The organism is Cellulomonas sp. ES6 (assembly GCF_030053835.1).
GTDB lineage: Bacteria > Actinomycetota > Actinomycetes > Actinomycetales > Cellulomonadaceae > Cellulomonas.
This window is the reverse complement of the sequence record NZ_CP125655.1, coordinates 1,609,155-1,627,346: the sequence shown is the minus strand read 5'-3', so window position 1 is coordinate 1,627,346 and position 18,192 is coordinate 1,609,155. Positions and strand designations below refer to the sequence as shown.

The window sequence follows — 18,192 nt, the reverse complement described above, 5'->3', positions numbered from 1 at the left end:
CGCGGGGGCGCCCGGCCGGCCGGTCCGGCCCCGGCGCCCCCGCCCGGGGTTCAGGCGAGCGCGGCGGCCGCGGCGTCGAACTGGGCGACAGCCGCGTCGGTCAGCGGCTCCGCGAACAGCCCGCGCGCGACGTCCGGCGCCAGGGTGACGGCGTCCGCCCCCGCCTCGGCGAGCGTGACGACGTCGTCCGGCGTCCGGACGCTCGCGACGAGGGTGCCCGTGCCCGTGCCCGCGAGCACCCGGACCATCTGCGCCACCAGCGCGTGCCCGTCGCGGCCGGACTCGGTCATGCGGCCCAGGTAGGGCGCGATCCACCGGGCGCCCGCGGCGGCTGCGAGCACCGCCTGGCGGGGGTGGTACACGGCGGTGACGAGGACGGGCACCCCGTCGTCCGCGAGCCGTCGGGTCGCCGCCAGGCCCTCGCTCGTCGCGGGCACCTTCACGACGAGGCGGTCGGACAGCGCGCGCAGCTCGTGGCCCTCGCGGACCACGGCGTCCACGTCGTGCGCCGTGGTCTGCACGAACACCTCGCGGCTGCCGTGGCCGAGCAGCCAGCCCACCAGCTCCGGCACGCCGGACAGCCGGACGCCGCCGCGCTGCAGGATGAGCGGGTTGGTGGTGACGCCCCGGAACAGGCCGGTCGCGAGCAGCGGCTCCAGGGCGGTGGTGTCCGCGGCGTCCAGGTACAGCAGCATGCTCACTCCTCGCTCGGGTCCCCGGTGGGCGACGTGCCCCCGGGCTGCGGCTCGTCCGGCTGGCGCGTGTCGGCCAGCGCCCGGTAGCGGCGCGCGACCTCGGGGTCGGGGGCACGCCGCGGCTCGACGACACCGGTGGTCGCGGGCGCCCACGCGTCCCGCACGTCCCGCACGTCCGCGCCCGCGAGCACCGCGGCGGCCTGGACGGCGGCTCCGCGGGCGGTGGCCTCGTCGACCGCGCGGGTCTCGACCGGGGTGCCGAGCGTGTCGGCGAGCACCTGCCGGTACGCGGCCGACCGCGCGCCGCCGCCGGCCACGACGACGGGTCCGTCGGCGGTGGCTCCGGCCGCGCGGATCGCCTCGTGCCCGCGCACGAGCCCCAGCACGACGCCCTCGACTGCCGCGAGCGCCAGCTCCTCGCGGGTGCTGTCCGAGCGCAGCCCGGCGAGCAGCCCGCGCGCGGCGGGGCGGTCCGGGGAACGCTCGCCGTCCAGGAACGCGGCCAGCAGCGGCCGGTCCGCGCGGGCGGGGGCGGCGAGCGCGAGCGCCGAGAGCCCCGCGTGGTCCACGCCGAGCAGCCGCGCCATCGTGTCGGTGACCTTGGTGCAGTTGAGGGTGCAGACGAGCGGCAGCCACCCGCCCGCGGCGTCGGCCACGCCGTCGACCCACGCCGACGGGTCGTGCACCGGGGTGGGGGAGGTCGTCATGACGACCCCGGACGTGCCGAGGCTGTAGAGGACCTGGTGCGGGGCGAGCCCCGTGCCGAGCGCGCCCGCGTGCTGGTCGCCCGCGCCGGCGCCGACCACCACGTCGGGCCGAAGGCCGAGCCGGCGGGCGTCCGCGGTGCTCGCCGTGCCGGCGGCCTCGGACGGCGCGAGCACCTCCGGGAGCAGCTCCGGCCACGGCAGGTCGTCGCGCACCCAGCGCCGCAGGTGGTCGACGAGGTACCGGCCCGTGTGCGCGGCGTAGTAGCCGGTGCCCGACGCCTCGGAGCGGTCGGTGGTCGCCCGGCCCGTCAGGCGGCGGGTCAGGTAGTCGTGGGGCAGCAGCACGGTACGCAGCGCGTCGAGGTGCCGCGGCTCGTGCTCGGCGACCCACGCGAGCTTGGTGATCGTGAACGCCGCGGTCGGCACGGACCCGACGGCGTCGGCCCAGCAGGCCGCGCCGAGCTCGCGCACCAGCGCCGCGGCCTGCGGGCTGGACGTCGTGTCGTTCCAGAGCTTCGCCGGGCGCAGCACGCGACCGTCGGCGCCCAGCATGACGAGGCCGTGGCACTGAGCCGCCACGGAGACCGCATCGACGTCCCGCGCCGCGAGCCCCGCGGCGGCCAGGGCGGCGGCGAGCGCCTGCTCCAGCGCCCGCCACCACGCGTCCGGGTGCTGCTCGCTGACCGGCGGCGACGTCGGCGGGTGCGGGCTGCGCCCCGTGCCCAGCAGCCGCCCGTCGTCCGCGTCGCGCAGCTCGACGGTGCAGGACTGGGTCGAGGAGTCGACCCCCGCGACGACGCCCGTCACGGCTGCACGGCCCCGGGGGCCGGCGCGGCGGCGGTCGCCGCGGGGGTCCCGAGCGCCGGCAGCGCCGGGGGCAGGGTCTCGAGGCGGCCGACGGCGCCGGCGGGGTGCGTGGAGAGCACCTGCTCCCAGCCGTAGCCCCGCTGCTGCATGAGCACCGCGGCGAGCGCGTCGCCCCACACGGCGGTCGCCAGCGTGGACCCCATCGCGATGACGCCCCCGGGGTCGACGTCCGGCCCGGGGTCCACCACCACGGTCAGGTCCGCGAGCCGCCCGAGCGACGACCCGGGCACGGCGGTGAGCGCGATGACGGGGACGTCGCGCTGCTGCACGCGCCGGGACAGGTCGTTGAGCTCGTCGGACTCGCCGCCGCGGGAGATGGTGATCAGGAGGTCGCCGCGCACCACGGCACCCATGGTGCCGTGCAGGGCGTCCATCCCCGGCAGGAACAGCGATGGCGTGCCGCAGACCGACAGCAGGTGCGCCATGCGGCGTGCGACCGCCCCGGACGTCCCCGAGCCGGTGACGAAGACCTTGCCCGTGACCCGGCCGATCATCTCGACGGCCGTCACGAACGTCGCGTCGAGCTGGTCGGCGACGTCGGCCACGCCCCGGCCCTCACGCCGCACGATCGCGCGGGCGGTCTCGAGGCTGTCGGCGGCTGTCGTCATCGTGCTGTCCTCCGGGGGTGTGGGGCGGTCGGGGCGGGCGCGGGTCACGCGGCGTCCCAGGCGGCGTGCCGCAGGGCCTGCGGCGTGCGGTGCTCGGCGGGGACCCGCCCGCCGGTGCTGCGGCCGTGCGAGACGACGACGATGTCGTCGGCGACCTCGCACACCTCGTCCTCCTCGGAGGAGACGAGCAGCACCGTCAGCCCCGCGTCGTGCGCGAGCGAGCGGACGATGCGGTGGATCTCGGCCTTCACGCCCAGGTCGACGCCCTTCGTGGGCTCGTCGAGCAGCAGGACGCGGGGGCGCTGGGCGATCGCGCGCGCCAGCAGCACCTTCTGCTGGTTGCCGCCGGACAGGCTGACCACCGGACCGTGGCGGTCCCCACGCACCCGCAGGCTGCCCAGCAGGTCGTCCGCGTCCCGCAGCATGCGGCGGGTGTCCAGCAGCCCGGCGCGGCGGTAGCGGCGCAGGACGGGCAGCGCGACGTTCATCGGGGAGTCGAGGCCCGGCACGATGCCGTCGCTCTTGCGCTCCTCGGTCACGTACACCACGCCCTCCCGCTGCGCGTGGGCGGGGTTGCCGGGGCGGTACGGGCGGCCGTCGAGGGTGATCGAGCCGCCGGACACGGGCGCCAGGCCGACGAGCGCGCGCAGCAGCTCGGTCCGCCCGGCCCCCACGAGCCCGTACAGGCCGAGCACGCGGCCGGGCTCGGCGGTGAGGGTCACGCCGGCGACGCCGGGGGCGCGCAGGTCGCGGACCTCCAGGAGGGGCCCGGGCGTGGCGTCAGGGAACCACGCCCGGGTGTCGGGGACGGCGCGCGCGGGCGCGACGCCGGCGGCCCCGTGCGCGAGGGCGGACCTCTCGCCGGGGGCGGCCGCTCCGGTGGGGGCCGGGGCGCCGACGGGGGACGTCGCGGGGGCCGCGTGCTCGGCGGCCTCGTCCCCCGCGATGGCCGCGACCACGTCGTGCCGGCCGACCTCGTCGACGTGCGCGTCGATGCGCACCCGCCCGTCGACGAGCGCCACGACGCGGTTGCACACCGCGTAGAGCTCGTCGAGCTTGTGGTCGACGAACACGATGCCCAGGCCGCGGTCGGCGGCCAGCGAGCGGACGACGTCGAGCAGCCGCTCGACCTGCCCGCCCTCGAGGCTGGTGGTCGGCTCGTCCAGCAGCAGGTACCGGGCGTCGCGGTGGGTGGCGACCGCGATCTCGAGCATCTGCCGGGTGGCGACGGGGTAGTCGCCGAGCCTGCGGTCGACGTCCACCTCGATCCCGAACGACGCGACGAGCTCGCGGGCCGCCGCGCGCATCTCCTCCCGGCGCAGCAGGCCCGCGCGGGACCGCTCCTGCCCGAGGAAGACGTTCTGCGCCACCGTGAGGTTCGGCAGCAGCGCCAGCTCCTGGTAGACGGTCGCGATGCCCGCGGCGATGGCGGCCGCGGGCGAGTCGATCGCCGCGGGGCGCCCGTCCACCACGATGCGCCCGCCGTCCGGGGCGGTGGCCCCGGAGACGGTGCGCAGCAGCGTGGACTTGCCCGCGCCGTTGTGGCCGACGAGCCCGACGACGTCGCCCGGCCGGACGTCGACCGAGACGCCGTGCAGCACCGACACACCCGAGTACGTCTTGGTGATCCCTCGGACGCTCAGCCCAGCCGGCGTCCCGGTCGACGTCGTCATGTCAGCCGACCTCGCCCGGTCCGGGGGTCTCGCCGACCGTGAACAGCTTGAGCGGCTTGAGGATCTCGGGCTCCGGGGTGGCGCCGTCGGCCCACGCGCGGATCTGCTCGACGACCTCGGTGCCGTACACGTTCGGCTCCTGGGCGACGCACGCGGGGTACTGCTCGGTGAGCGTGACCTCGGCGGCGCAGAACCCGTAGACCTGCACGTCGCTGCCGGCGCCGAGCGCCTGGAGCGCGCCGTACGCGGCGGGCCCGGTGGAGGCGAAGATGACGTTGATGCCCGGGTTGCCGGACAGCATCTCCGTGGTGGCGCGCAGGCTGTCGTCGGGCTTGACGTTGCCGTCCACGCGGGCGACGACCTCCGCGTTCGGGTTCGACGCGATCTCGTCCTCGAAGCCCTGGTCGCGCATCTGGGTGGGCGTCTCGTCCGGCTCGGTGACGAACCCGATGGTCAGCTCGGCGTCGGCGCCCAGGTCGGTGAGCACCTGCTCGGCGGTCTGCTGACCGCCGGCGACGTTGTCCGCGCCGAGGTACTGCACGATGCTCGCGCCCTGCGACTCGAGGGCGTCGGGGTCGATGCCGACGTTCACCGTGAACACCGGCACGCCGGCGTCGTTCGCGGCCTTGACGATCGCGGCGCCGGGCTCCGACTTCACCGCGTTGAGCGCGAGGGCGCACGGCTGCTTCTGGAGCATCGCCTGGACCTGCGCGAGCTGGTTGGCGTCGTCGTCGTCGGCGATCTGCACCTCGACGTCGAACCCGTTGGCCTCGCCCGCGTCCTCGAAGCCCTGCTTCATGGCGACGTAGTACGGGTTGGTGAGGTTCGGCAGCGCGACCGCGACGTAGGGGGTGTCGTCGTCGCACGAGTCGGGGCGGGGGATCCCGGACGAGGCGGCGGACGAGCCAGAGCCGTCGTCGGTCCCGCCGCCGGAGGACCCGGTGCCGGTGTCGACGGCGCTGCACGCCGCGAGGGTGAGGCCGGCGGCGCAGAGGCCGGCGGCGAGGACGGGGGCACGGAGCTTCATCGCTTCTTCTCCTGGTGGACGGGGTTGGCTGCGGTCGGGGTGGTCAGGGGGCCGCGGTGCCCGGCGGTGCGGCCGGTGCGGCGCCGGAGGGGACGGCTGCCGGGGCTGCCGGGGCGGTGCTCCCGGGCCCGTCGGTGCCGTCGGTGCCGCTGCGTCCGGGGAGGTGGGCCCGGATCAGCGCGGTGAGCGAGGACTGGCGGCGGTAGGTGTCGACGATGACGCCGCCGAGGATGATCAGGCCGATGACGAGCGGCTGCCAGTACGACTGGACGCCGACGACGTTCATGCCGTTGGAGACGGTCGCGATCAGCACCGCGCCGAGCAGGGCCCCGGGCAGGGTGCCGATGCCGCCGAACAGGCTGACCCCGCCGACGACGGCGGCCGCGATCGAGTAGAACAGCTCGTTGCCGGAGCCCGCGGACGGGTAGCCGACCATGAGGCGGGAGGTGACGATGAGGCCGCCCATGCCGGCGCACAGGCCGGACAGCGCGTAGACCAGCATCGTGACGCGGCCGATGGGGATGCCCGACAGCCGGGAGGTCTCGCGGTTGCCGCCGACCGCGTAGATCCGCACGCCGGTGGGGGTGAGCTTGAGCAGCACGGTCAGCACGACGGCGAACACCGCGACGAGCACGACGGGCATCGGCACGCCGAACAGCGACCCGCGGCCGATCACCGCGAACATCGGGTCGGCGACGTTGACGGAGCTGGCGCCGGTGAGGATCAGGGGGATGCTCGCGGCGACGCCGAAGGCGGCGAACGTGACGATGAACGGTGGCAGGCGCAGGTAGTGGATCAGCGCGCCGTTGATGGTGCCGACCAGCGCGCCGACGGCCAGTGCCGCGAGCGCGGCGAGCCACCACGGCAGCCCCGAGCGCATGAGGAGCGCCGCGACCATGCCGGTGAGCGCGATGTTCGAGCCCGTCGACAGGTCGATGCCGCCGGTGAGCAGCACGAACGCCTGCCCCATCGCGAGGAACGCGATCACCGTGCCGTTGAGCAGCAGCAGGTTCGCGTTGTCGAACGTGCGGAACGTCGGCGACATCAGGCTGAAGATCGCGGCGACGAGCACGATCACCACACCGATGCCGAGCTCCTCCGGGATCCGGCGTCGCCTGACCATGGACTGCCTCCTTGCAGTTTGCTCATCTGAGCACCGAGCCGTGCTCATCTGCGACGACCGTACGGTGCGGTCTGCGAGTCTGGCAACCCGGTTCCAGATCACGGTTTGGAAACGTTCGAGCGCGCTACAGTGCTCACATGAGCGAGGAGGCAGACGCGCGGGGGAGCTCGCCGGACGAGCGCGGCCTGATGGTCCTGGCCGCGCGCCGCTACTACGTGGACGACGTGTCCAAGGTGCAGATCGCCCAGGAGATGGGCCTGTCGCGCTTCAAGGTCGCGCGCCTGCTCGAGCAGGCCAGGGCCGAGGGCGTCGTGACCATCACGGTCCACGCCGACGGTCTGCGCGACCCCGCGCTCGCGGCGCGGCTGCGCGAGCACCTGGGTCTGGCGGAGGTCACGGTCGTGGAGTCCGGCGGCGACGCCGACGCCGTGCGGCGCCAGGTGGGCGAGGCCGCCGCGCAGGTGCTCAGCGCGACGCTCCGTCCCGGCGAGGTCCTCGGCCTGGCGTGGGGCCGCACGCTGACCGCCATGAGCGCGGCCCTGCCGCCGCTGCCGCGTGTGGACGTCGTGCAGCTCACCGGCGCCATCGGCACGGACCTCGCCGAGTCACCGGTCGAGATCGTCCGCCGCGTCGCCCTGCGCTCCGGCGGCGTGGCGCGGCCGATCTTCGCGCCCCTGGTCGTGGACGACGCCCGCACCGCGGCCGCGCTGCGGCGGCAGCCGGACGTCGCCGCGGCGCTGCAGATGTTCGGCTCCGTGACCACCGCCGTCGTGTCCGTCGGGTCCTGGGACCCGCCCGACTCCCAGCTCCTGCGCACCATCGGGGAGGACGAGCGGCAGGCGCTGCTCGAGGCCGGCGTGCGCGCCGAGGTCGCCTCGCTGCTGGTCTCCGACGACGGCCACCTCGTGGCCCCCGGGTTCCAGGACCGCTGCGTCACCATCGCCTACGAGCAGATGCGCGCCGTGCCGCGGATCGTCGCGGCCGCGGGCGGGGCGCGCAAGGCGCGGGCCGTGGCGGCGATCGTGCGCGCGGGGCTGTGCACGGAGCTCGTCACGGATCGCGCGCTCGCCGAGGCGCTGCTCGCGCTGCCGCCGGTGGCGCGGGGCCTGACGCGGTGACCCTGCTGGTCGCCGCGTCGCTCTGGTCCACCCCGCGCGACCGGCTCGACACCGAGGCCGGCCGGCTCGCGGCCGCCGGCCTGCGACGGTGGCACTGGGACGCCTCCGACGGCGTGCTCGCCGCGCCCGGCGGGTTCGACGTCGCGACCGCGGCGCGCCTGATGCGCCGTACCGGGCTGCCCGGCGAGGCCCACCTCATGGTCACGGACCCGCTCGCGCACGTCGACGACTGGGCGGAGGTCTGCGACACGGTCGTCGTGCACGCCGAGGCGCGGGGCTGGCAGGAGGCCGTGGAGCGGGTGCGCCGGCGCGGCCGCCGGCCGGGCGTGGCGGTGGCGCCCGGCACCCGGCCCGCGGTGGTCGACGGGCTCCCCGACGACGTCGCGGTGCTCGTGATGTCGATCGTGCCCGGCCGGGCCGGCGCGGCGTTCGAGCCGGCGACGCTGCCGCGGCTGGACGCGCTGGCCGGGCGTGCGGCGCTCGGGGTCGACGGCGGCGTCACGCTCGACCGCGCCCGCGACTGCGCCGCCCACGGCGCGACCTGGGTGGTCAGCGGCTCCGCGCTGTGCGGGTCCCCGGACCCGGCGGCGTGGCTGGAGGAGGCGCAGAGCGGGCCGCGACCGCGCTGAGCCGGTCCCGCCGCAAGTCGTGGCAACCGGTTGTCCCGCCCCCGCCGGGGCGGGGAGCATGCCAGGCATGAGCAGCGTCGCCACCCGGGTCCACCTGCACGAGGACCGCCTCCTCCCGTCGGCGCCGGAGGTCCGCGCGATCGCCCGGGAGATCCACGCGGCGGTGCGCGACCTGCCGGTGCTGTCCCCGCACGGGCACGTCGACGCCGCGCTGCTCCTGGAGGACCGGCCGTTCCGCGACGCGACCTCGCTGCTGGTGTCCAAGGACCACTACGTCACGCGGCTGCTGCACGCCGCCGGCGTGCCGCTGGACCGGCTCGGCGTCGGCCGCGACGACCTGGACGAGGCGGAGGCGCGCGCGGCGTGGCGCCTGCTCTGCGAGCACTGGGACGTGTTCCGCGGCACCCCGGTCGCGTACTGGACCACCTACGTCCTCACGGAGGTGTTCGGCCTCGACCGGCGCCCGTCCGGCGCGTCCGCCGACGACCTGTTCGACGGCGTCCAGGCGGCCCTGGCCCGCCCGGAGTTCCGGCCGCGCGCCCTGTTCCGGCGGTTCGGCATCGAGCTGCTCGCGACGACCGACGACCCCGCCGACGACCTGGCGGCGCACGCGGCGCTCGCGGCGGACCCCGCGTGGGACGGGCGCGTCGTCCCGACGTTCCGCCCCGACCGCTACCTCGAGCCCGCCGCGCCCGGCTGGGCGGACGCGGTGGCGGGGCTCGGCGCGGTGGCGGACGTCGACACGCGGACCTGGCCCGGCTGGGTGGCCGCGATGGAGCGCCGCCGCGAGGTCTTCCGCGCGCACGGCGCGCTGTCGGCCGACCACAGCCACGCGGACGTGCGCGCGTACCCGCTCGGGGACGAGGAGGCCGCGCGGGTCTACCGCGACGCGGTCGCCGGCACCGCGACGCCCGCCGCGGCCGCCGCGCTGCGCGGGCACATGCTGCTGGAGATGGCGCGCATGTCGGCCGACGACGGGCTGACCATGACGCTGCACACGGGCGTGCGCCGCGGGCACCACCCGCCGACGACGCGGCGCTTCGGCCCGGACACGGGGCACGACGTGCCGGCGGCGGCCGAGTTCACCGACGCGCTGGCGCCGCTGCTCGAGCGGTTCGGGACCGATCCCGGGTTCACGGTCGTGCTGTTCTCGCTCGACGAGGCGACGTACGCGCGCGACGTCGCGCCGCTCGCCGGCTTCTACCCGTCGGTGTACGCTGGGGCGCCCTGGTGGTTCTACGACGCGCCCGACGCGATCCGCCGGTGGCGCGACGCGGTCACGGAGACCGCCGGCTTCCGGAAGACGGCGGGCTTCGTCGACGACACGCGGGCGTTCTGCTCCATCCCGGCGCGGCACGACATGAGCCGCCGGATCGACGCGGGCCACCTCGCGCGGCTCGTCGCGGAGCACCGCCTGGAGCTGGACGAGGCCGTCGACACCGCGGTGGACCTCGTGGTCGGCCGGCCCCGTGAGGTGTTCGGCCTGTGAGCCGTCCCGTCCGGCGCCGTCCGGCGCCGCCGGTGCGTCACGTCCACCTCGGCCTCGGCAACTTCTTCCGCGCCCACCAGGCCTGGTACACCCACCGCGCGCCCGACGGCGCAGGGTGGGGGATCGCCGCGTTCAGCGGGATGGGGGAGGGTGCCGCGCCGGTGCTGGCCGCCCAGGACGGCGTCTACACCCTGGTGGCGCGCGGGCAGCGGGACGACGTGGAGCTCGTGGAGTCCGTGGTGCGCGCCCACGTGGCCGGCGACGCGCAGGCGTGGGCCGCCTACCTCGCGGACCCGGCGGTCACGCTGCTCACCTGCACGGTCACCGAGGCCGGGTACCGGCTCGGCGCCGACGGCCGCCCGGTGCCCGGGGACCCGGCGGTCGAGGCGGACGTCGCCGCCCTCCGGTCGGGTGCGGGGGCCCCGGCGACGGCGGCCGGCCGGGTCGTCGCGGGCCTGGCCGCCCGTCGCGCCGCGGACGCCGGGCGGCTCGACGTGGTGTCCTGCGACAACCTGCCCGGCAACGGCGCTGCCGTCGCGGCCGCCGTGCTCGGGATCGCCGAGCAGGTCGACCCGGGGCTGCACGCGTGGGCCCGCGAGCACGTGACGTTCGTCGGCACGATGGTCGACCGGATCACGCCCCGCCCGACGCCCGCGGACGTCGAGCGCCTGCGCGCGCTGACCGGGGTGGACGACCCCGCGGTCGTCGTCACCGAGCCGTACGCGGAGTGGGTGCTGGACGCGGCCCTGACGCGGGAGCGACCCGCCTGGGAGGCCGCGGGAGCGCTCGTGACGCCGGACGTCGAGCGCTTCGAGACCCGCAAGCTGCGCCTGCTGAACGGCGCGCACAGCCTGCTCGCGTACGCCGGCCTGGTCCGGGGGCACACGACGGTCGCCGAGGCCGTCGCGGACGACGCGCTGGTGGACGACGTCCGGCGGTGGTGGTCCGACGCCGCACGGCACCTGGACTTCCCGCCCGCCGAGGTCGCGGCCTACACCGACCGGCTGCTGGAGCGGTTCGGCAACCCGGCGATCGTGCACCGCCTCGACCAGATCGCCGCGGACGGGTCGCAGAAGATCCCGGCCCGGTTCGGGGCGACGCTGGTGGTGGAGCGCGCGGCCGGCCGGGAGGGGGCGGGCGCGCTGCAGGCGGTCGCCGCGTGGCTCCGGTACCTGCGCACCACCGACGCGCCGGTGGCCGACGTGGCCGCGGACCGCGTCGTGGCGGCGGCCCGCACCGGCGGCTGGCACGACGCGGCGCGGGCGCTGCTGGCCGAGGTCGACGGGGCGCTCGCCGACGACCGCGGTGCGGTGGAGGCCGTCGCGGAGCGCGCCCGGGCCCTGGCGGTGCCGGCCGGCCGGACGTCCGGCACGCGCTGACGCGCCCGCGGCGCGACGTCGGCCGGGGTCGGCCCGGTGTCGGCCGGAGTGGCCCGGCGGTCAGCGCGGGGCGGCGGTCGAGTCCCGCACGATGAGCTGCACCGGCAGCACGACCGGCGTCGTCGGCGCACCGCCACCCGGCCGCGTCCGGGCGTCCGCACCGAGCGCGTCCAGCAGCGTCTGGACGGCGAGCGCCCCGAGCTGCCGCAGCGGCGCGGCCACGGTCGTCAGGGGCGGGGTGCAGAAGTCCGACCCGAAGATGTTGTCGAACCCGGTCACGGACCGGTCGCCGGGCACGTCGAGCCCGAGCCGCGTCAGCCCGCGCATCAGCCCGATCGCCATGAGGTCGTTGTAGGCGATCGCCGCTGTCGCGTCCTCCGCGGCGACCACCTGCGCGGCGGCGAGCCCGCCGGCCTGCGTCGGGGGGAACGCGCCGGCCTGCCGCACGCGGACCCCGGCGTCCGTGGCGGTCTCGAGCACCGCGCGCCAGCGCATCCCGTTGGCCCACGACGCCTCGGGGCCGCCGACGTACGTGAGGGACGTGTGCCCCAGGGAGACGAGGTGCCGGACGAGCTGGCGGGCGCCGTCGGCGTTGTCGGTGACGATGCTGGGGATGTCCGGCAGCACGCGGTTCAGCACGACCGTCGGGCGTTCCCGGGCGCCCACGCGGATGGCCGAGTGCGACATCCGCGCCGTCGCGAGCGCGACGCCCTCGACGAGCGGCACCGTGCGGTCGACGGCGTTGCGCTCGGCCTCGCCGGACTCGTGCACGTCCGCGACGAGCAGGGTGTACCCGGCCTTGACGGCGACCGCCTCGGCGCCGCGCAGGATGTCGAAGAAGAACGGGTTGGTCACGTCCGACACCACGACCGCCAGCAGCGACGTCCGCCCCGTGGGCAGGGCGCGGGCGAGCGGGTTGGTGCGGTAGCCCAGGCGCTCGGCGGCCTCGCGGATGCGGCGGGCGGTGTCGGCGTTGACGCGGCCGGGCCGGGAGAACGCCCGGGACACCGTGGACGGCGCGACCCCGCACGCGCGGGCGACGTCGTAGATCGTGGGTGCGGCCGGCCTGCGGCGGACCCCGGCGTCGTCGCTCACAGCGCGAGCATACGAGCCCGCGCGCCGCGCGGGACGTCCCACGGCAAACGGTGGCAACCGCTTGCACCGCGCGCCGTGCGCACTGGACGGTCGGGCGACCGTCCGGTTCCGGCCGGTCGACGAGGGGACGGGACGGCGGGGCTGCGTGGCGGGTGCGAGCGGTGGGGGTGGGGCAGGTTCCGGCGTCGGGGCGGTGCCGGTCGTCGTCGACCCCGGGGACGCGTCCTCGCAGGTGGAGGCGGCCGAGTCCGAGCTGAGGCGCCTCGGTCTGCCGGGCATGCGCGTGCGCGCGGACGGCCGGGCGGCGCGGCTGCTCGTCCCCGGGGACGACGTGGTCGCGCTGGCCGCCGAGCCCCTGCGCCGCGAGGTCTACGACGCCGTGCGGTCGGCCGGCTTCGCGACCGTGCTCGTCGACCTGGGGGCGACGCTGCGTCCCGCCCGGGGCGCGAGGGGCAACTGATGGCAACCGATTGCACCGCCCCCGTCGGCGCTGTGAAGGTGGGCCTGCCAGGACGCCGACGGGCAGCGGTGCCGGGCACGTGAACCCGTCGCTGCGCGGCAACGACCGCCGCCGCAGCCGAGACAGAGGAACCAGACGATGAAGTCTCGTACCACGGCGGCAGCCGCGCTCGCCGCCACCGCGGCGCTGGCGCTGGCCGCCTGCAGCGCCGGATCGGACGACAACGGCTCCACCGGCGGGGACTCCGCCGGCGGGGCGACGCTCACCCTGGGGATCCTCGGGGAGCCGACCTCCTGGGACCCGGCGCAGGCCCACGTCGGCCACGCGCTGCAGCCCTACCAGGCGGTCTACGACTCGCTGATCCTGCGCGAGCCCGACGGCACGCTCTCCCCGATGCTCGCCACGCAGTGGGAGTGGACCGACGACGCGCGCACGGTGCTCACCATGGACCTGCGCACGGACGTGACGTTCTCCGACGGCGCGGCGTTCGACGCCGACGCGGTGGTCGCGAACATCACGCACTTCCAGGAGGACAACGGCCCGCAGGCCAACCAGGCGGCCTCCCTCGAGGAGGTCGTGGCGGTCGACGAGGACACCGTCGAGTTCACGCTGTCCCGCCCGGACGCCTCCTTCGAGTACTTCCTCAGCCAGGCGCTCGGCCTCATGGGCAGCCCCGAGGCGCTCGGGACCGACGACATGGACACGCTGCCGGTCGGAACGGGCCCCTACGTCATGGACGGTGGGCAGTCGATCCCCGGCTCGCAGTACGTCATGACCGCCCGCGACGGCTACTGGGGCGCCGACCTGCAGAAGTGGGACCAGATCACCCTGCGCGTGCTCGTCGACTCGGCGGCCCGGGCGAACGCCGTCTCGGCCGGCGAGGTGGACGCGGTGCTGCTGGACGCCACCACCTACGACCAGGGGGAGCAGTCGGGCTACACGCTGCTCGAGTACCCCACCGACTGGTCCGGGATGATGCTCTTCGACCGTGAGGGCGTGCTGAACCCCGCGCTGGCGGACGTGCGCGTCCGCCAGGCGATCAACTACGCGTTCGACCGGCAGGCGCTGCTCGACCAGGTCGCCGGCGGGTTCGGCGAGGTGACGAGCCAGGTGTTCGGCCCGGACAGCTCCGCGTACCTGCCCGAGCTCGACGACTACTACGCGTACGACCCGGACAAGGCTCGCGAGCTGCTCGCCGAGGCCGGCTACGCGGACGGCCTGACCATCACGATGCCGCTGCTCGCCCCGAACTTCGAGACCCTCACGGCGTTCGTCGTGCAGCAGCTCGGCGACGTGGGCATCACGGTGGAGACCACCGCGGTGACCCAGCAGGAGTACCTGGACGTGCTGCGGGCCGGCAAGTACCCGATGGCGGTGTTCAACCTGTTCCAGGGCCCGACGTCGGTGGCGTACACGCAGCTGCTCGCGACCGGCGCGGCGTACAACCCGTTCGCCACCACGACGCCGGAGATCGACGCGGCGGCCGAGGCGATCAACGCGGGCGGTGACGACGCGGACTCCGCCGCGCAGGACCTCAACCGGTACATCACCGAGAACGCGTGGTTCGTGCCGTGGTACCGCCCGAGCCAGCTGTACTTCTACGACGCCGACAAGGTGCAGGTCGAGGCGCAGATCCAGATGGCCGTGCCGTCGATCTACAACTACACGCCCGCCTCCTGAGCCACGCCGGGGTGCGCCGTCCCGCGGCGCACCCCGGCCCCGCACCCGCACCCGGAGCCCGCCATGATCTCCCTGGTCCTGCGACGCCTCGGCGCCGGCATCGCCGTGCTGCTGTGCGTCACCGTGCTGACCTTCGTCCTGCTCTACTCGTCCTCCGGCAGCATCGCCCGCAACATCCTGGGCGACCAGGCCACCGACGAGGCCGTCGCCGCCAAGGAGGTCGCGCTCGGCCTCGACCAGCCGCTGCTGACCCGCCTGGGCGACTGGTTCGCCCACGCCGCGCAGGGCGACTTCGGCCGGTCCTGGTTCACCAACGAGCCGGTCGTCGGCTCGATCCTCGGCCGGCTGCCCGTGACGTTCGCGATGGTCATCACGTCGATCCTGCTGATCGCGCTCGTCGCGACCGTGCTCGGGATGGTCGCCGCGGTCCGCCGCGGCTGGGTGGACCGGGTCGTGCAGGTCGCGGCCGTCGTCGGCAACGCGGTCCCCGGCTTCATCATCGGCATCGTCCTGGTGCTGACCCTCGCCATCAACGCGGGCTGGTTCCCGGCGATCTCCGCGATCTCGCCCGGCGCACGGCTCGGCGTGTGGATCACGTCGCTGACGCTGCCGGTGCTCGCGCTCGTCGTGAACGGCGTCGGCGGCACCGCCCAGCAGATCCGCAGCGCGTTCATCAAGCAGCTCGAGCTCGACTACGTGCGCACGCTGCGCTCGCGGGGGATCAGCGAGCGGGAGGTGCTGTTCCGGCACGTGCTCCGCTCGGCCGCGCCCGCGGGCCTGACGGTGCTGTCGCTGCAGTTCATCTCCCTGCTCGGCGGCGTCGTCATCATCGAGTCCCTGTTCGCCATCCCCGGCATGGGCTCGCTCGCCGTCAACGCGACGGCGCGCGCCGACCTGCCCGTGGTGATGGGGGTCGTCGTCTACACGGTGCTCATCGTCATCGTGGTGAACCTGCTCGTGGACATCCTCAACGGATGGCTCAACCCCAAGGTGCGTGTGTCGTGACCGAGGTGACCGCCCAGCCCCAGGCCCTCGCGGCCCCCACCCGCTCGTCGGCCACCGGCCGGCTGCTGAAGAACCCGATGGGGCTCGCCAGCCTGGTGGTGCTCGCGCTGCTCGTGCTCGTGGCGCTGTTCGCCCCGCTCATCGCGGGCCAGGACCCCGGCCGCTCGGACCTCGGCAGCGTGCTGCTGCCCCCCGGCGGGGAGCACCTGCTCGGCACGGACAGCGCGGGCCGCGACATCTTCGCGCGCCTCGTGCACGGCACCCGCCTGACGCTGCTGTCCGCCGCGCTCGCGGCAGGTGTCGCGGTGGTCATCGGCGTGCCCGCCGGCCTGCTGGCCGGGTACTACGGGAAGCTCTTCGACTCGGCGTCGAGCTGGGTCGCGAACATCCTGCTCGCCCTGCCGGCGATGATCGTCCTGCTCGCGGTGCGCAGCGCCGTCGGGCCGTCGACGTGGATCACGATGATCGTGTTCGGCGTGCTGCTCAGCCCCGGGTACTTCCGGCTGACCCGCACGACGGTGCAGGCGGTGCGCGGCGAGCTGTACGTCGACGCCGCCCGGGTCGCGGGGCTGTCGGACGCCCGGATCGTCGGCCGCCACATCCTGTCGGTGGTGCGGGCGCCGATCATCATCCAGACGGCGGGCGTCGCGGGCGTGGCCATCGCGATCCAGTCGTCCCTGGAGTTCCTGGGTCTCGGCGACCCGAACACGCCGACCTGGGGCGTCATGGTCAACGACGGCTTCCGGTCCATCTACCGCCAGCCGCTCAACCTGCTGTGGCCGTCGCTCGCCATCGCCGTGACCATCGCGACGTTCGTGCTGCTCGGCAACGCGGTGCGCGACTCCCTCGAGGACCTCGAGAAGGTCACCGTGCGGCGCCGCGACCGGCGGACCCTCGAGGCCGCGGCCGCCGCGGCGGCGGGTGCCGCGGAGCCGGTCGCCGGTGACGACGCCCACCTGCTGTCCGTGCGGGACCTGCGGCTCGGGTACCCGCAGGCGGACGGCTCGGTGAAGCTCGTCGTCGACGGCGTCACCCTGCACGTGGACCGCAACGAGGTGCTCGGGATCGTCGGGGAGTCCGGCTCGGGCAAGACGCAGACCGCGTTCGCCGTCCTCGGCCTGCTGCCCGGCAACGCCGTCATCACCGGCGGCTCGATCCTGTTCGACGGGACGGCGCTCGTGCCGGCCGGCGCGCGGCAGGTCGACCAGGGGCGGGTGCGCCCGCTGCGGGGCCGGCGGATCTCGTACATCCCGCAGGAGCCCATGAGCAACCTGGACCCGGCGTTCACGGTCGGCGCCCAGCTCACGCGGCCGCTGGTGAAGGTGCTCGGCCTCTCGCGGCAGGAGGCCCGGGCGCGCGCCCTGGACCTGCTCGCGAGCGTCGGCATCGCGGACCCGGAGCGCACGTTCGCGGCCTACCCGCACGAGATCTCGGGCGGCATGGCGCAGCGGGTGCTGATCGCGGGGGCCATCTCCTGCGAGCCGGACCTCATCATCGCGGACGAGCCCACGACCGCCCTGGACGTGACCGTGCAGGCCGAGGTGCTGGACCTGCTGCGGGACCTCCAGCAGCGCCTGGGCGTGGGCATCGTGCTCGTCACCCACAACTTCGGCGTCGTGGCCGACCTGTGCGACCGGGTCGCGGTCATGCAGTCCGGGCGGATCGTCGAGGAGGGCCCCGTGCGCGACATCCTGCGGGCCCCCGCGCACCCCTACACGCGGATGCTGCTGTCCGCCACGCTCGAAGGGAAGGAACCCATGACGCCGCTGCTGGCGACCGGAGACGCGGCGGTGATCCGGTGACCGGCCCGCTGCTCACCGCGACCGACGTCGTCGTCGAGTACGGGCGCCGCCGCTGGCGCAGCCGGCCCTTCCGGGCGCTGCACGGCGTCTCGATCGAGATCGGCGAGGGGGAGACGCTCGGCCTGGTCGGCGAGTCCGGGTCCGGCAAGACCACGCTCGGCCGGGCCGTGCTCGGGCTGGCGCCCGTGACCGCGGGCCGCATCGAGTTCCAGGGCCAGGACATCACGCACGCCACCCGCCAGGACCGCAAGGCGCTCAGCCGGGACCTCCAGGTCGTGTTCCAGGACCCGTACACCTCGCTGAACCCGTCGCTGACGATCGGCCAGATCCTCGCCGAGCCGCTGCAGGTGCAGCGCGTCGGCGGCTCCGAGGCCCGGCAGCGGGTGCGCGAGCTGCTCGACCGCGTGCACCTGCCGCAGGACGCGATGGGGCGCCTGCCGCGCGAGTTCTCCGGCGGTCAGCGCCAGCGCATCGCCATCGCGCGGGCCCTGGCGCTGCGGCCCCGGCTGATCGTGTGCGACGAGCCCGTCAGCGCGCTCGACCTGTCGACGCAGGCGCGCGTGCTGGACCTGCTGCTGGAGATCCAGGCGGACACGCAGGTCTCGTACCTGTTCGTGTCGCACGACCTCGACGTGGTGCGGCACGTCAGCCACCGCGTCGCGGTCATGTACCAGGGCGAGATCGTCGAGACCGGGCCGGCGCTCGCGGTCACCACCGAGCCCGCGCACCCGTACACCCGGCGGCTGCTGCTGGCGTCGCCCGTGCCCGACCCCGACCGGCAGGCCGAGCGCCGCGCCGCCCGGCACGAGCAGGCCGTCGCCGCCCGCTGACGGCG

General features: G+C 75.5%; 16 protein-coding genes. 9 read left to right on the top strand and 7 right to left on the bottom strand.

What is annotated here, in order from left to right:
* Positions 1-50 precede the first annotated feature (50 nt).
* Genes P9841_RS07630 through P9841_RS07605 form a run of 6 tightly spaced genes read right to left on the bottom strand, consistent with a single transcriptional unit; the run spans position 51 to position 6,700 of the window.
* On the bottom strand, positions 51-695 hold the full coding sequence (locus tag P9841_RS07630) for a transaldolase family protein (protein WP_283321465.1): 645 nt from the start codon (positions 693-695) through the stop codon (positions 51-53).
* A gap of 2 nt (positions 696-697) precedes the next feature.
* Positions 698-2,209 (bottom strand): xylulokinase, encoded by a 1,512-nt coding sequence (gene xylB / locus P9841_RS07625; protein WP_283321464.1) that lies wholly within the window; start codon positions 2,207-2,209, stop codon positions 698-700.
* The gene (locus P9841_RS07620) at positions 2,206-2,877 is read right to left on the bottom strand and encodes a KpsF/GutQ family sugar-phosphate isomerase (protein WP_283321463.1); all 672 of its coding nucleotides are present in this window, start codon (positions 2,875-2,877) and stop codon (positions 2,206-2,208) included. The genes xylB and P9841_RS07620 overlap by 4 nt, the downstream gene beginning before the upstream one ends.
* Before the next feature lie 44 nt (positions 2,878-2,921).
* Complete coding sequence (locus P9841_RS07615) at positions 2,922-4,550, bottom strand: sugar ABC transporter ATP-binding protein (RefSeq protein WP_283321462.1); 1,629 nt, start codon at positions 4,548-4,550, stop codon at positions 2,922-2,924.
* 1 nt (position 4,551) lies between these two features.
* Entirely contained in the window at positions 4,552-5,577 is a 1,026-nt protein-coding gene (locus P9841_RS07610; protein WP_283321461.1) for a substrate-binding domain-containing protein, read from the bottom strand.
* A 43-nt stretch (positions 5,578-5,620) separates the two neighbouring features.
* Positions 5,621-6,700 (bottom strand): ABC transporter permease, encoded by a 1,080-nt coding sequence (locus tag P9841_RS07605; protein ID WP_283321459.1) that lies wholly within the window; start codon positions 6,698-6,700, stop codon positions 5,621-5,623.
* A 137-nt stretch (positions 6,701-6,837) separates the two neighbouring features.
* Between P9841_RS07605 and P9841_RS07600 the strand changes: the two genes are divergently transcribed.
* From P9841_RS07600 to P9841_RS07585, 4 genes are all read left to right on the top strand, one after another.
* Positions 6,838-7,818, top strand: a complete 981-nt coding sequence (locus tag P9841_RS07600; RefSeq protein WP_283321458.1) for a sugar-binding transcriptional regulator — start codon at positions 6,838-6,840, stop codon at positions 7,816-7,818.
* Positions 7,815-8,447, top strand: coding sequence for a beta/alpha barrel domain-containing protein (locus P9841_RS07595; RefSeq protein ID WP_283321457.1), 633 nt, complete (start codon positions 7,815-7,817; stop codon positions 8,445-8,447). Before P9841_RS07600 ends, P9841_RS07595 begins: the two co-directional genes overlap by 4 nt.
* Positions 8,448-8,514: 67 nt before the next feature.
* The gene (gene uxaC, locus P9841_RS07590; RefSeq protein ID WP_283321456.1) at positions 8,515-9,936 is read left to right on the top strand and encodes a glucuronate isomerase; all 1,422 of its coding nucleotides are present in this window, start codon (positions 8,515-8,517) and stop codon (positions 9,934-9,936) included.
* Complete coding sequence (locus P9841_RS07585) at positions 9,933-11,315, top strand: mannitol dehydrogenase family protein (protein WP_283321455.1); 1,383 nt, start codon at positions 9,933-9,935, stop codon at positions 11,313-11,315. The genes uxaC and P9841_RS07585 overlap by 4 nt, the downstream gene beginning before the upstream one ends.
* A gap of 60 nt (positions 11,316-11,375) precedes the next feature.
* On the opposite strand, the gene P9841_RS07580 is transcribed toward P9841_RS07585, so the two are convergent.
* Complete coding sequence (locus tag P9841_RS07580; protein ID WP_283321454.1) at positions 11,376-12,410, bottom strand: LacI family DNA-binding transcriptional regulator; 1,035 nt, start codon at positions 12,408-12,410, stop codon at positions 11,376-11,378.
* Positions 12,411-12,603: 193 nt separating this feature from the next.
* On the opposite strand from P9841_RS07580, the gene P9841_RS07575 reads away from it, so the two are divergent.
* The 5 genes from P9841_RS07575 to P9841_RS07555 all read left to right on the top strand — a co-directional run bounded on the left by P9841_RS07575 (position 12,604) and on the right by P9841_RS07555 (position 18,187).
* Positions 12,604-12,870 (top strand): adenine nucleotide alpha-hydrolase family protein, encoded by a 267-nt coding sequence (locus P9841_RS07575; RefSeq protein ID WP_283321453.1) that lies wholly within the window; start codon positions 12,604-12,606, stop codon positions 12,868-12,870.
* 138 nt (positions 12,871-13,008) lie between these two features.
* Positions 13,009-14,550 carry an ABC transporter substrate-binding protein gene (locus tag P9841_RS07570; protein WP_283321452.1) on the top strand — a complete coding sequence of 514 codons (1,542 nt, stop codon included), beginning with the start codon at positions 13,009-13,011 and terminating at the stop codon, positions 14,548-14,550.
* A 63-nt stretch (positions 14,551-14,613) separates the two neighbouring features.
* Complete coding sequence (locus tag P9841_RS07565) at positions 14,614-15,555, top strand: ABC transporter permease (RefSeq protein ID WP_283321451.1); 942 nt, start codon at positions 14,614-14,616, stop codon at positions 15,553-15,555.
* Positions 15,525-17,357: a dipeptide/oligopeptide/nickel ABC transporter permease/ATP-binding protein gene (locus P9841_RS07560; protein ID WP_502848682.1), complete on the top strand. Its 1,833-nt coding sequence runs from the start codon at positions 15,525-15,527 to the stop codon at positions 17,355-17,357. Before P9841_RS07565 ends, P9841_RS07560 begins: the two co-directional genes overlap by 31 nt.
* On the top strand, positions 17,354-18,187 hold the full coding sequence (locus P9841_RS07555; protein WP_283321450.1) for an ATP-binding cassette domain-containing protein: 834 nt from the start codon (positions 17,354-17,356) through the stop codon (positions 18,185-18,187). Before P9841_RS07560 ends, P9841_RS07555 begins: the two co-directional genes overlap by 4 nt.
* The last annotated feature ends 5 nt before the right edge of the window (positions 18,188-18,192 follow it).

Bases quoted from the DNA above. Each gene is read 5' to 3' on its own strand.
- P9841_RS07605 (WP_283321459.1), bottom strand. From the start codon at position 6,700: ATGGTCAGGCGACGCCGGATCCCGGAGGAGCTCGGCATCGGTGTGGTG.
- P9841_RS07630 (WP_283321465.1), bottom strand. From the start codon at position 695: ATGCTGCTGTACCTGGACGCCGCGGACACCACCGCCCTGGAGCCGCTG.
- P9841_RS07560 (WP_502848682.1), top strand. From the start codon at position 15,525: ATGGCTCAACCCCAAGGTGCGTGTGTCGTGACCGAGGTGACCGCCCAG.
- P9841_RS07615 (WP_283321462.1), bottom strand. From the start codon at position 4,550: ATGACGACGTCGACCGGGACGCCGGCTGGGCTGAGCGTCCGAGGGATC.
- P9841_RS07570 (WP_283321452.1), top strand. From the start codon at position 13,009: ATGAAGTCTCGTACCACGGCGGCAGCCGCGCTCGCCGCCACCGCGGCG.
- uxaC (WP_283321456.1), top strand. From the start codon at position 8,515: ATGAGCAGCGTCGCCACCCGGGTCCACCTGCACGAGGACCGCCTCCTC.
- P9841_RS07565 (WP_283321451.1), top strand. From the start codon at position 14,614: ATGATCTCCCTGGTCCTGCGACGCCTCGGCGCCGGCATCGCCGTGCTG.
- P9841_RS07600 (WP_283321458.1), top strand. From the start codon at position 6,838: ATGAGCGAGGAGGCAGACGCGCGGGGGAGCTCGCCGGACGAGCGCGGC.
- P9841_RS07620 (WP_283321463.1), bottom strand. From the start codon at position 2,877: ATGACGACAGCCGCCGACAGCCTCGAGACCGCCCGCGCGATCGTGCGG.
- P9841_RS07610 (WP_283321461.1), bottom strand. From the start codon at position 5,577: ATGAAGCTCCGTGCCCCCGTCCTCGCCGCCGGCCTCTGCGCCGCCGGC.